Source organism: Dellaglioa sp. CoH-57-MRSF-18 (assembly GCF_056781995.1).
Genome location: NZ_JBXAXX010000005.1, coordinates 1 through 12,920 on the forward strand (window position 1 = coordinate 1; position 12,920 = coordinate 12,920).

General features: G+C 35.9%; 14 protein-coding genes and 1 riboswitch. Of the genes, 3 read left to right on the forward strand and 11 right to left on the reverse strand.

Features of this window, described 5'->3' with window-relative positions:
* Positions 1 to 279: 279 nt before the first annotated feature.
* The 8 genes from serS to AC1RPG_RS06085 all read right to left on the reverse strand — a co-directional run bounded on the left by serS (position 280) and on the right by AC1RPG_RS06085 (position 8,682).
* Positions 280 to 1,548: a serine--tRNA ligase gene (gene serS, locus AC1RPG_RS06050; protein ID WP_481761724.1), complete on the reverse strand. Its 1,269-nt coding sequence runs from the start codon at positions 1,546 to 1,548 to the stop codon at positions 280 to 282.
* Between the two features lie 277 nt (positions 1,549 to 1,825).
* A complete protein-coding gene (locus tag AC1RPG_RS06055) occupies positions 1,826 to 2,557 on the reverse strand; it encodes a M15 family metallopeptidase (protein WP_481761725.1) in 732 nt (243 codons plus the stop codon).
* Between the two features lie 8 nt (positions 2,558 to 2,565).
* Positions 2,566 to 3,996 carry an amino acid permease gene (locus AC1RPG_RS06060; RefSeq protein ID WP_481761726.1) on the reverse strand — a complete coding sequence of 477 codons (1,431 nt, stop codon included), beginning with the start codon at positions 3,994 to 3,996 and terminating at the stop codon, positions 2,566 to 2,568.
* A gap of 124 nt (positions 3,997 to 4,120) precedes the next feature.
* Positions 4,121 to 4,305: riboswitch (Lysine riboswitch) on the reverse strand.
* A gap of 44 nt (positions 4,306 to 4,349) precedes the next feature.
* The gene (gene budA, locus AC1RPG_RS06065) at positions 4,350 to 5,063 is read right to left on the reverse strand and encodes an acetolactate decarboxylase (RefSeq protein WP_481761727.1); all 714 of its coding nucleotides are present in this window, start codon (positions 5,061 to 5,063) and stop codon (positions 4,350 to 4,352) included.
* Between the two features lie 26 nt (positions 5,064 to 5,089).
* Complete coding sequence (alsS, locus tag AC1RPG_RS06070) at positions 5,090 to 6,769, reverse strand: acetolactate synthase AlsS (protein WP_481761728.1); 1,680 nt, start codon at positions 6,767 to 6,769, stop codon at positions 5,090 to 5,092.
* 135 nt (positions 6,770 to 6,904) lie between these two features.
* The gene (locus AC1RPG_RS06075) at positions 6,905 to 7,438 is read right to left on the reverse strand and encodes an Rrf2 family transcriptional regulator (RefSeq protein ID WP_481761729.1); all 534 of its coding nucleotides are present in this window, start codon (positions 7,436 to 7,438) and stop codon (positions 6,905 to 6,907) included.
* An 86-nt stretch (positions 7,439 to 7,524) separates the two neighbouring features.
* Positions 7,525 to 8,046: a GNAT family N-acetyltransferase gene (locus AC1RPG_RS06080; RefSeq protein ID WP_481761730.1), complete on the reverse strand. Its 522-nt coding sequence runs from the start codon at positions 8,044 to 8,046 to the stop codon at positions 7,525 to 7,527.
* A gap of 3 nt (positions 8,047 to 8,049) precedes the next feature.
* The gene (locus AC1RPG_RS06085) at positions 8,050 to 8,682 is read right to left on the reverse strand and encodes a phosphatase PAP2 family protein (protein ID WP_481761731.1); all 633 of its coding nucleotides are present in this window, start codon (positions 8,680 to 8,682) and stop codon (positions 8,050 to 8,052) included.
* A 184-nt stretch (positions 8,683 to 8,866) separates the two neighbouring features.
* Here AC1RPG_RS06085 and AC1RPG_RS06090 point away from each other — a divergent pair, with 184 nt between their 5' ends.
* The 3 genes from AC1RPG_RS06090 to AC1RPG_RS06100 are packed head-to-tail and all read left to right on the forward strand — an operon-like array spanning position 8,867 to position 11,184.
* Positions 8,867 to 9,709 (forward strand): sulfite exporter TauE/SafE family protein, encoded by an 843-nt coding sequence (locus AC1RPG_RS06090; RefSeq protein WP_481761732.1) that lies wholly within the window; start codon positions 8,867 to 8,869, stop codon positions 9,707 to 9,709.
* Positions 9,709 to 10,083, forward strand: coding sequence for a DUF1634 domain-containing protein (locus tag AC1RPG_RS06095; RefSeq protein WP_481761733.1), 375 nt, complete (start codon positions 9,709 to 9,711; stop codon positions 10,081 to 10,083). Before AC1RPG_RS06090 ends, AC1RPG_RS06095 begins: the two co-directional genes overlap by 1 nt.
* A gap of 21 nt (positions 10,084 to 10,104) precedes the next feature.
* Positions 10,105 to 11,184 (forward strand): LCP family glycopolymer transferase, encoded by a 1,080-nt coding sequence (locus tag AC1RPG_RS06100; RefSeq protein ID WP_481761734.1) that lies wholly within the window; start codon positions 10,105 to 10,107, stop codon positions 11,182 to 11,184.
* A gap of 90 nt (positions 11,185 to 11,274) precedes the next feature.
* Here AC1RPG_RS06100 and AC1RPG_RS06105 read toward each other — a convergent pair whose 3' ends face one another.
* From AC1RPG_RS06105 to AC1RPG_RS06115, 3 genes are all read right to left on the reverse strand, one after another.
* The gene (locus AC1RPG_RS06105; RefSeq protein ID WP_112251328.1) at positions 11,275 to 11,475 is read right to left on the reverse strand and encodes a cold-shock protein; all 201 of its coding nucleotides are present in this window, start codon (positions 11,473 to 11,475) and stop codon (positions 11,275 to 11,277) included.
* Between the two features lie 166 nt (positions 11,476 to 11,641).
* The gene (locus tag AC1RPG_RS06110) at positions 11,642 to 12,055 is read right to left on the reverse strand and encodes a helix-turn-helix domain-containing protein (RefSeq protein ID WP_481761735.1); all 414 of its coding nucleotides are present in this window, start codon (positions 12,053 to 12,055) and stop codon (positions 11,642 to 11,644) included.
* A gap of 54 nt (positions 12,056 to 12,109) precedes the next feature.
* Entirely contained in the window at positions 12,110 to 12,802 is a 693-nt protein-coding gene (locus AC1RPG_RS06115; protein ID WP_481761736.1) for a VIT1/CCC1 transporter family protein, read from the reverse strand.
* Positions 12,803 to 12,920 lie beyond the last annotated feature (118 nt).

Consider the following 12,920-nt stretch of genomic DNA (forward strand, 5'->3'; position numbering starts at 1 on the left):
ACATTTGATTTGTCGAAAATTTGTTCAGTTTTCAAAGATCTACTTGGTTGCTTTTGACAACTTTTATATCATATCAACCACGTCATGATTTGTCAAGAATTTTTTTGAATAAATATTCATTTCTTCTTGCCGTATCAATCAGCTTTATTAATATACCATCTGGTATACACCCTGTCAATACTTCATTACAGATAAATTTGATTTATTAATTATTACTTTATCAAAAAAGCGACTTAACCTCATCGAATTGATAAGTTTAAGTCGCTTTTTTGATAAAAGCTATTTAATAATGTCTAATCCACCCATGTATGGTTGAAGAACTTCCGGAATAGTTACCGACCCGTCTTCATTCTGATAATTTTCAAGAACTGCTGCTAGCGTACGACCAACTGCCAATCCTGAACCATTCAACGTGTGTACAAACTGTAATTTTCCATCATCATCCCTATATTGGATATGAGCCCTACGAGCCTGAAATGCTTCAGTATTAGAACAACTTGAAATTTCACGATACATATTTTGTGCAGGTAACCAAACCTCTAAATCATGTGTCATTGCTGCTGAGAATCCCATATCTCCCGTTGACAATGTTATCACATGATATGGTAACCCAAGTTTTTCCATAATTCTGCCTGCATCACTTGTCATTTTTTCTAGTTCTGCATATGAATCTTCTGGTTTAGTATATTTCACCATTTCAACTTTATTAAATTGATGCAATCTAATCAATCCACGTGTATCTCTTCCAGCGCTTCCTGCTTCAGATCTGAATGAGGGTGAGAGAGCTGTGAAATATACTGGTAATTTTTCTTCCGGAATAACTTCATCCCTGTAGTAATTAGTTAATGGTACTTCTGCTGTTGGAATTAACGTTAAATTTTCATTTGCGATTTGAAAAACGTCTTCCTTAAACTTCGGAAATTGACCAGTTCCGTACATTGACTCATCATTAACAATATATGGAGGAATAATCTCTGTATAACCATCAATTGCATGTTGATCAAGCATAAAATTGTATAAAGCACGTTCTAAACGAGCTCCCCATCCTTTATAGTATAGGAATCGACTGCCCGACACTTTAGCGCCACGTTCAAAATCTAAAATATCTAAATTTTCACCGATTTCCCAATGTGCTTTCGGCTCAAAATCAAAAGTTCTTGGTGTACCTACTTTTCTTAATTCAATGTTTGAATCTTCATCAGGACCTACTGGAATCGTTTTATTTGGCATATTTGGTAGTCGCGATGCCATATCTGTTACGTCTGCATCTAAAACCTTTAATTCTTCATCAAATGCTTTAATTTCATCTCCGACTTTTTTCATTTCTTCGATTTGAGCATCTGCATTTTCTTTATTTCGTTTTAATTGTGCAATAGCTTGCGATACATCGTTTCTTTTCTTTTTTAAAGTTTCGGTTTGAACAATAATATCCCTACGTTTACGATCCTTTTCAACCATTTCATCAATAATCTCTGGTTTTACCCCACGATTACCCAATTGTTCCTTAACTTCATCGACATTTTGACGAATCATTTTAATATCTAACATATTCTGTTCCTCCTTTTTTTGTATAAAAAAAGCCCACTCATCCACTAATTGGGACGAAAGGCTCATTTTCGCGGTACCACCCAAGTTCGACAAATAATCATTTGTCACACTCAAATAGATAACGGTCTCCCGTGTGGCATTACCCACCCACTTATTCACGCCGGATTTTCAGCTTCGTAATTTCCACCACCATTACGTCTCTTAAATGCCTACTTATAACGTTTTCCGTGTTTATTTATTACTTTAATAATAAGCGTTGTTTTATTAAATTGCAAGTTTAATTCTTACCCGCTTTATTAAGCAAATCGATATACTCTTCTAACGAAAGATGATGCTTAACTATATATTTCGCGTTACTTTTACCAACATAGCGGAAATGCCATGTTTCATAATCAATTTTAGTCGATTTTTCTTTATCTTTCGGGAATCTCAATATAAATCCATAATTTACCGCATGGTTGATTAACCATTTTTGACCCTTATCTGTTTCACTACTATTATCTAAATCATTATGTTTGGCATACCAATTTGATGACATCATATCGACTGCTAGTCCGGTGTGATGTTCGCTTGATCCTGGTTCTGCCACATACTCTTTTGTTAATTGTTTAGCCTGAGCAACTGACTTTCCCGAATTTTCATAGCTTTTAATTGAGTCTGCATAGACCTCTTTTTGGTAGCTAATTGATCGATAACCAGATACCAGTGACGCCTTATACCCGGCCTTATTTGCTGCTGATACAAAATCATTCAAAGCACTCTCAATTTTTGAATTTACAATAACATTTCCATCTATTTTCTGTTTAAAATCCAGTTCTTGCTTGAGTTTATGCTCTGAATTAACTAATATTAAATTCCAATCATTTGCCTTTACACCTTTAGGTAGCTCACTTTTTTGTGTGACTTTTACCGTTTTATGGCTAGGTGTCGTATTCGCTTTCTTACCGCATGCACCTATTAATAGTGCACACATCATTACTACCATCATCATCCATTTTCTTCTAGTCAAAATGTGCCTCATTTCTTTGATAAATCTACATCTTTTAATGGAATTAATTTTGTTTTATAGCGTATTTTATAATATGTGTACAAGATAACAAATAACGGAATGCTCATATAACTAACCGAGATTGCTTCCCAATCAAAATTTTTAAATGATTGAATATCTTGTCCAAGAATAACTAAAATACAAAGAACAAGCGCTAAAATAGGGCCCACTGGGAACCATTTTGCAGAGTACTTTAATTCTGACACTTCATGTCCTTGCGCTTTGAACGCTTTTCTAAATCTGTAATGTGAGATTGCAATTCCTAGCCAAGCGATGAATCCAGTTAACCCACTAGCACTCAGTAAAAAGACATACACTTTTGCTCCAAAAACACTTGCTAAAAATGTGAGTAATCCGATAAATGTTGTTCCCACTAGTGCTGCCATTGGAATACCACGACTATTCGTTTGTTTAAACTTTTTAGGAGCGTAACCCTGTTCCGCAAGTGAATGAAGCATTCGAGTTGATGCATACATTCCTGAATTTGCAGCTGAAAGTACAGATGTTAAGATAACTGCATTCATAACACTTGCTGCAGAGGCTAACCCAGCTCTTTGAAAGACCAATGTAAATGGACTAATTGAAATATCTGATGCGCTTGAGCCGAGTAAATCTGGACTTGTATACGGAATAATTGCTGCAATGATAAAAATAGCGAAAATATAGAATAGTAGAATCCGCCAAAACACTTGTTTAATTGCTTTTGGAATACTCTTTTCAGGCGTTTCTGATTCTCCCGCCGTAATACCGATTAATTCAGTTCCTTGGAAAGAGAAACCAGCGACGACGAATACACTTAGAATCATTGGAACACCACCAACAAATGGAGCTTTCTTCATTGTAAAGTTTTCAAGTCCCGTTGCATGGCCACCTAGAATACCAAATATAGTCAATACACCAACGATTAAGAAGACAATGACAGTCACCACTTTAATAATTGATAACCAATATTCTGTTTCACCAAATGATTTAACTGACAACGCATTAATTGAAAAAATAATAACTAACGAGATTGTACTAAAAATCCATCCTGGTACATCTGGCAACCAAAATTGCATAACCAAGGCAGCTGTACTAATATCAACAGCCAATGTAATTGCCCAGTTAAACCAGTAATTCCAACCCATTGCAAAACCCATCGCAGGATCAACAAATCGCGTTGAATAAACCGCAAACGACCCTGAAACTGGTAAATACGTTGCCATTTCACCTAAACTAGTCATTAAAAAGTAAACCATAATTCCAATGCCAATGTAAGCTAGTAACGCACCACCTGGCCCTGCCTTCGAAATTGCTGACCCACTCGCAACGAATAAGCCTGTTCCAATACTTCCACCCAAGGCAATCATTGATAAGTGTCTTGTTTTTAACTCTCGGTGCATACCTTCTTGTTCTGCCATATGAAATCCCCCCTATATATAGAGGAGCACTCGTGATTTTTAAAATTGAGAAAAGAAAAAGAGACCTTTTGTACAACACTATTACGCGTTATACAAAAAGACTCAGATTAATAGACTCAGTCAAATCGTTATAAGCGCCCCGTGATTACTATATAATCACGACAGTTTCTGACTTATTAAATCAGACCCCAGCAGTCACTAAATCTAAGTTAGCATCCACTTCGGCAGTTCACCCTTTCAGTTTAACTTCTTCAGCACTTAATTGCTTCATTAAACATACTTATGAAAACTGCATCCTCTTCTTTCGATAATTCTTACTATAATCAATTCACTGATATTTTGCAAGCTGTATCCTAATTTTCAGCTATATTAATTTCATCATGCAACTTTTCAATATCTGTTTCATTTTTTAAAAAAGCTTCATTTTCGATTGGAAAGTGTTGTTCAATCGAACTAAATGGCTGTAAACTCACAACCCCATTTTTTAAATGATAATCTAAAATATGTCCACCCATTTTATTTTCATCAGATAAAAAATGAATATGGAATCCCGCTGCACCAATTCCTTGAAATAACTCAGGTGTGAAATAGCCAATAGCTGTTCCATCAATATCTTCTTCTTCAAATTCCGATTGTTTGGCAGTTACCGCAGTTAATTCTGGATACGGTTTACTTTGTTTAGCAACAGATCGTGTACTCATTTTACTAAATGTTCCTTTAATAAGAACACTAAAAAATAAATTTTGGTAAGGATATAATTCAAGTAATTGCTCTTCTAAAACATTTCCTGCCACATTTTCAAATTGAATAGATGCGTCTGCTTGATTAAAATGGACTGTCGCAAATGGAACAAGAACGTCATCGCTAACTTGATTAATTTGACCTTTTGCAGTAATCTGGAAAGCCTTTCCGTCAATCACAATCATTTCGCCATCTAAATCACCAACAGTTCCAATTCCGTAATCACCATGTTTCAATAATTCTCCAACACTCAATGTGCCTTCGTACAAGCCTTCAATTAATGTTGCTAAGGTACCATGTTGATAAACCTTTTTTATATCTTGCATGTCGTTGACCTCTCTTGAAAATTATTTTAATATAATTGATCCATTAAAATTGATTGTCCTAATTCTTGATTATCTTTATAATCAACTGGTATATCAACAATAACAGGACCATTAGTTGCAAATGCTTCATCTAATGTTTTAGCTAAATCTTGTGCTTTTTCAACGCGTAAGCCTTTTGCACCAAAACTTTCCGCATATTTCACAAAATCCACTGCGCCAAAATTCACACCGGCAGATTGACCATATTTCATTTCTTCTTGGAATTTAACCATATCGTAGTGTCCATCATTCCAAATAATATGAACAATATTCAGATTCAAACGAACCGCTGTTTCCAAATCTTGGGCTGAAAACAAGAATCCACCATCTCCAGAAATTGAGACGATTTGTGTATTAGGTCGAACTAAGGCCGCTGAAATTGCCCAAGGTAACGCAACTCCTAATGTTTGCATCCCATTACTAAATAATAAATGACGTGGTTCATAACTTCTAAAATGTCGCGCGATCCAAATGTAGAAACTACCGACATCAACTGCTACCGTCATTTCATCTGAAACACGTTTTTGTAATTCTTGGATAATGCTTAATGGATGACTGGTTAATGTGTCACTTGTCACAACTGGCGCTTCATCCCTAGCCTGTAATTTTTCTTGTAAGCCATCTAAATACTCACGAGATTCAGATGCCATTTGATAGCCTTTCATATAGGGTAATAAAAATTCAAGTGTTTGCGCGATGTCGCCCACTAACTCTTTCTTTGGTTGGAAATTATGATCAATCTCTGAACGCATATCGTCAACAACAACAATATTAGCTGTTCCTTCTGCATTCCAGTTACGTGGTTCATATTCAATAGGATCATAGCCAATTGTAATAACTAAATCGCTCTTTTTAAGTAATTGATCCCCTGGTTGATTTCTGAATAAGCCCACACGACCAAAGAAATCACCGACTAATTCACGCGATATCACACCAGCGGCTTGAAATGTTTCCACAACAGGTAGATTCGTTGCTTCAACTAAATTACGAATAGCTTTTGTTACTTCTGGTGAAGATGCCCGCATTCCCACAAGTAAAACAGGTAATTTTGCTGCTTTAATTTCTTGTGCTAAAAGTGTACTTTCTACCGGGCTAGCGGGACCTAATTTAGGTGCCATTAAAGGCTGGATAACTTTTGTTTTCACTTCTGAATCTGTTACATCTTGGGGAATACTAACGAAACTTGCCCCTTGCTTTGCAGCCTCAGCTTCTTGGTAAGCATTAGCAATCACTTCTGAAATATTCTCAGGTTCTTGAACCTCTGCACTATATTTAGTGATTGGTTCAAATAATGCCGTGTTATTCATACTTTGATGCGTTAGTCTCGTTAAATCTGAACGTTTCACTTGACCAGAAATAGCAAGAACAGGATCACCTTCTGCCGTAGCCGTCACAACGCCTGTTGCCAAATTACTTGCACCAGGTCCGGAAGTCGTTAAAACAACCCCCGGTTTACCTGTAATACGACCAATCCCAGCAGCCATAAATGCTGCATTTTGTTCATGGCGCGTAATAATTAATTCTGGCGATTTAGAATTCGTCGGATGTTCCAATTTTTCAAAAACACGATCAATTTTTGCACCAGGAATACCAAATACATATTTCACATCATGATTTATTAAACTATCAACAATGGCATCTGCGCCGTAATATTTATTATCTGTCATTAGATTTCCTCCGAATTTGTTTTAGTAGTATCCATGATAGCATTTTCACAAATAAATGACTATGGTTTAAACTTACCAAATGTAAGCCTAAATAAAAAACCATTATTAACCCAGTTATGGTTAATAATGGTTTCGTTATTTATGATTTCCGGTTACATTTTCGACAATTTTTTGAATGATTAATTTACGTTGACCACTGATATCTTCTTCATTCCAATTAATTAAAGGAATTTCAGTTTCGTCAAACGTTGCTGCAATTAGTTGATAAACCGTTTGTGACTCTAAATAATTAGCCCAACGTTTATCCGCTTCAGCAAAAACACTATTAACGACGACGGTTGCTTTTTCTGTATCTTGTTTAAATTCACGAAATACACGATCAAAGAAACCGAAGTTTGGATAGGTTTCAATCTTTCCTTCCGAAGCCTCCACAATTTCTAATAAATTGATATCCTTAGCATCCCTTGCTAACGTAAAACCGCCATTATTACCTGAAACAGATTTCACAAGTCCCGCAACGACTAACTTACGCATAATTTTACGAAGATAAGTTTGTGAACCACCAAGACGAGCGTTGATTACTTGCGATGAAATTGGCACACCCTTATCCTGCGTTGCCAATAAAGAAATAATACACGCTGCTTGTTCAAATCCTTTTGTTAATTGCATAGTCAGCTACCCCCGGTTGATTAATTTTCAAATAGTTCTATATATACGAATAAAGGATAACATATGTCGTTGACAATTGGTATTGATTATTTTAAATCAACCGCATAAACAATTTCATTAATTAGAGCAGCAGGTTGAAAAAGGGATGAAACCGCTCTTTTTTCAACAAATTTAAAATTGGATTTTTTTAACACTTTGATAGATGCTTTATTTTCAATAGTTGTCACGCCAATTACACGTTCTAAATCTAACGCCTGAGCCATTGTTAAAAGTCCTTGAACTGCTTCAGTCATTATCCCTTGATTCTTAAAAATAGGATTTAGTGCATAGCCAACCTCTTTAACTACCAAACTAGGTTCTTGATTCTCATCAACTACTTCATATAAACCGATATTACCGACTACTTTTTGATTTCCTTTACACTCAATCGCAAATATACTTTGTTTTTGTAGCGTCGCAACGAACAAACTAGCTTCAGCCAATGAATTCACGGGTAAAAAGCCAGCCATTTGACCAACCGTTTCATCACAAGCATATTCATATATGTCATTTATGTCTGATGAGCATAACGGACGTACCACAAGCCGTTTCGTTTCATATTGATTCATTTTTTAGCCCTCAATTTTAAATTTATTCAGAATTTTTAGATATATAACGCGTGCAATGGCTATCCAAGTGACTGTTAAAAGAACAGCGCCTACCGTATCCGTCGGAAAGTGAGCTTGTAGATATACTCTTGAAATCATAATCATCATGATCCATATCGCTAATAAGCAGTTAATCAAAAATTGTTTACTATACTTAAATTCTACCAGCATAATACTCATTATCGTTAGACAAAATAATGCCACCCCGAACGTATGTCCACTGGGGAAACTGAATCCAGTAATTGATCCATGCCCCACTGGTCGAGGTCTCTGGACGCTACTTTTAATGAGCTTAATTAACAGTGCTCCAGTCATTATGGTCATCCCTGTCCAAATAGCGAGTACACCTCGTCGTAATTTATATAAAATAATCATCAAAATGACTGAATACAACCCTATCATCATCGGACTACTTAGCCAACTGATTATCTGCATCACTTGGTCTAGTTGCGCTGTAGGATGAAACCTAACAACTGCAATGATATTATTATCTATACCATGAATAAAATTATTTTTTGTTACTATTAATAACGTCAATATTGCGAATAGTCCACTGCCTATTATGACTACTCCATAAAGTTTATTCTTATTAATCATTACTCTAACCTCTTAATTACAGTCTATTTTATCCACATAATTTATCATATTTTTTAATTTGTTTAAAGTTAGTTACCAAAATCTTTAAGAATTCATACAGAAATCAAGCAAATGCTCAATTTTATGTAAGTTTATGGTAAAATAGGATATCTTTATAAATTTAGAAAAGAGTTGAAAATAAATAATGAATACGCTACTACTTATGCTTGCCGCTGGTCTTGTGGCAGGTGCTCTAGGATCTATCTTAGGATTAGGTGGCGGCATCATTGTCACCCCGGTCTTAACTTTAATGATGGGATTAGATATTAAATACGCTATTGGTGCTAGTATCATTGCCGTTATCGCAACGAGTTCTGGTGCTACAATTGCATTTCTAAAAGATGACGTTTTAAATTTGAGGGTCGCCATGTTTTTAGAAATCGCAACGACAATTGGTGCGATTTGTGGAGCACTCTTAACAGGAGTCTTTAATACATCCTTTCTCTTCATTTTATTCGGTGCTTTTTTGCTACTTTCTGTCTACAACATGCTTAAAAAAATTTTTGTAGGTGAAGAAGTTTTAAAATCAGCTGAACCTGATTATTTATCTACCAAATTTAAACTGAATAGTTCGTACTATGATAAACAACTAAAAAAACAAGTTGATTATCAAGTCGAAAATGTTCCAGGTGGGATGGCGATTATGCTTGGTGCTGGAGTTGCTAGTGGACTACTAGGAATCGGATCTGGTATTTTCAAAGTTATGGCAATGGATACTGCAATGAAAATGCCGTTGAAACCATCAAGTTCAACAAGTAACTTAATGATGGGTGTCACCGCTGCCGCAAGTGCGACCGTCTACTTTTTCAATGGTTCAATTAGACCTGATATTGCGGTTCCATTAGCGCTAGGAATTTTAGTTGGTTCATCAATTGGTTCGCGTGCAATGCAATACCTACCCGCAAAAATAATTCGCCTCATTTTTGTACCTGTACTATTGTATGTCAGCATTCAGATGATTCTAAAAGGATTCGGGGTATCTATCTAATGATGAATGAAAAAAATAACACATCAGCCGAAATGGCAAAAATTGAATTAATGATTGGTCAAATACTAAGAATTGGCGTTTTCATTTCTGCGATAATTATGATTATTGGTCTTATCCTATCCTTAGTTACAGGTTCAACAGGCTATCAAGGTAATACATTTCCAACTTCATTTTCTGCTATCATTTCTGGAATTGTCGCACTTAAACCTTACGCAATTATGATGCTTGGGCTATTTTGCTTAATACTAACACCAATTCTTCGTGTCGTTATTTCAATTTATGCTTTCTACAAAGAAAAAGATTATCTGTACGTTAAAATTACCGTCATCGTTTTAGTCATTTTAATTGCTGGCTTTTTTATTGGCGAACATTAATTAATAAAGGGGAACATTTCAATGTCAAGTCGTCGAGAAAACTATCATAAAGAACAACTACTACACCAAGAAACAACTAATCACCTGCCTTTACCAAAACGCGAAAGAAAAAATAAAAAGCAAAACAAGAAACGTCGTCGCTTAATTTGGTTAATCATTATAATAATCGCTGCTATCTGCGGTGGCGTTTATGCCTACCATAAATACTCAAACGCTAAAAATGCAGCTGATAAAATCTATACTTCTACTAAAATTGCTAAAACTAGAAATGTCGCAGCGGTTTTGGAAAAGGACCATCCTATTTCGATTTTACTTTTAGGTTCTGATGATGGTGCCTTGGGTCGTGCTAAAACTGGTGGCCGAACGGATACTTTAATCGTTGCCACACTTAACCCTAAAACAGAATCAATGACCTTAATCAGTTTACCGCGTGATACTGAAGTTGCGGTTTCAGACCATGAATCAGATTTTCCAAGTAAGATAAACGCTGCCTATGCTTATGGTGGTGCTGCAACTGCCGTTAAAACTGTTGAAAAATATTTCAATGTACCCATTGATTTCTACGCAACAATCAACATGGGCGGTTTAGAATCACTAGTTGATGCTGTTGACGGTGTTGACGTTAATCCACCACTATCTTTTTCTTATAATGGTGCCAGCTTCAAAAAAGGCGTTAAAACTCATGTCAACGGTAAACAAGCCCTTTCGTATGCCCGCATGAGATATGATGATCCTCTTGGCGATTACGGTCGACAAAAACGCCAACGTCAGATTATTATGGCAGTGGCTTTAAAAAGTACACAACTTCAAAATTTATTAGACGATAAATTTTTAAATACAATGTCATCTCAAATGAAAACTGATTTAACATTCAATGATCTTACCGTCTTAGGTACCAATTATCGTAAGGCAACACATCATTCACATTCAGATTATCTACAAGGTACAGGAACAATGGTCAATGGAGAAGCTTTTGAAATTGCCAGCGAAACTGAAAAACAACGTATCACTGATAAATTACGTTCCACACTTGGCTTGGTTCCAGCTAAAACTGGAAATACTTTAACAGCCGATACAAAAATTAATACAACTCGTGAATAGTTAAAAGTAGGCCGTCAATCGGGGATTGACGGCCTACTTTTTTGCATAAAAAAACAACTCACCTAAATGGCAAGTTGTTTAGATTTTAAATTAGTCTTTGTTTACGTTTACTGCTTGTGGTCCACGGTCACTATCTTCAACGTCAAAAGTTACTTTTTGACCTTCGTCTAATGTTTTAAAACCGTCACCTTGAATAGCTGAGAAATGTACGAATACATCACTACCATCTTCGCGAGTAATGAAACCAAAACCTTTATCTGCGTTAAACCATTTTACTGTACCTTGTTCCATGAATAAAATCCTCCTTGTGTCTATGTGACACGTTTTATTTATGACTCTCAAATCGTCCCAGTTGATATCGTTTCCGAAGACACTCATCAACTTCATTTGATTTGAAAAGCCACCTAAATTATATCACGTCTAATTGTAAAAACAAATTCTAAAATAGCGCTTTTATTTAGTTGTTTTCATCTTCAAGTGGTAACGCTAAATCATCATTTTCTTCCAGATTATATGGCTGGTATTTACCCATTAAATATCCTTGAATCATTTGAATAACTTCATAACGATCACTACCTGATAAAATTTTATCGCGGTATAAAAGTGTTGCCGTCCGTGCGAATAAATCTTCAAGATCAATCAATTCATCGTTAGTTTGACCAACTAAAAAATCAATTGAAACATGAAAGAATTCGGCCAACTTTCTGACTTCAAGATATGAGGGTGTATTAATACCACGCTCCCAACTACCAATCTGCGGGCCAGAATTCAAGTTATGATTCGATTTTTGAGACTGATTTAATCCAACAGCTAATTGAGTTAGCGTTAATCCACTACCTCTGCGCAATGCTTTTAATCTTTCCGGAAACATCAACAACACCTCCTTTAGATAAGCATACCTCTTTTTTAAAAAAAGGGTAGGTTTTTAACCAAATAAACCGCCAATATAATAAGTTACAGCCATTGTTACTAATCCAACAAAAACATTTCTTACCATGGCATGTCTAATATTATTACGCCCTAATATCCCGCTTACTGCCCCTGTTAAAAGTAAAGCTAAAGCAACGCCAATAACCGTCAGTGGAATCATAAACTCAGTTGGGAGTATCGCTATTAATAATAATGGAACTAGCGAGCCAACTACAAAGGATGTCATTGAGGACATCGCTGCGTGCCACGGATTTAAGTACTCACCGACATCAATATTGTTAACTTCTTTACAGTAATTTTCTAGTTCATTTTGAGACATTAGTTCATTGACCACATCCGTTGCGACCATCCGCGAGAATCCCTTTGCTTGGTAGATATTAATTAATCGTTCAATTTCAAATTCACGATTTTCTTTTAACTTTTTTGCAGCTGAATGGATAATCGATTTTTGTGTATCCCTTTGTGCAGAAACTGAGACGTATTCACCACCAGCCATTGAGAACGCTCCCGCAAACATACCAGCAAGTCCAGCTAAGACAAGATAGTACTTACCTTGACTAGCACCGGCCATCCCCAGAATAACGCCTGCAACTGAGATGATGCCATCATTAGCACCTAATACCCCTGCTCTTAAAATATTTAATTTCGTTGATAAAGCCATTCCTACTTTTAATGCACGACTATTCATCAAATGATTCACTCCATTTCCAATCATTTAAGTATAAGCTAATTGGGAACGATTATCAGTCGGGTTTATTAATTTCGTTAAGGAACATGATTGCCTTATCTTAAATGGGACACAATCT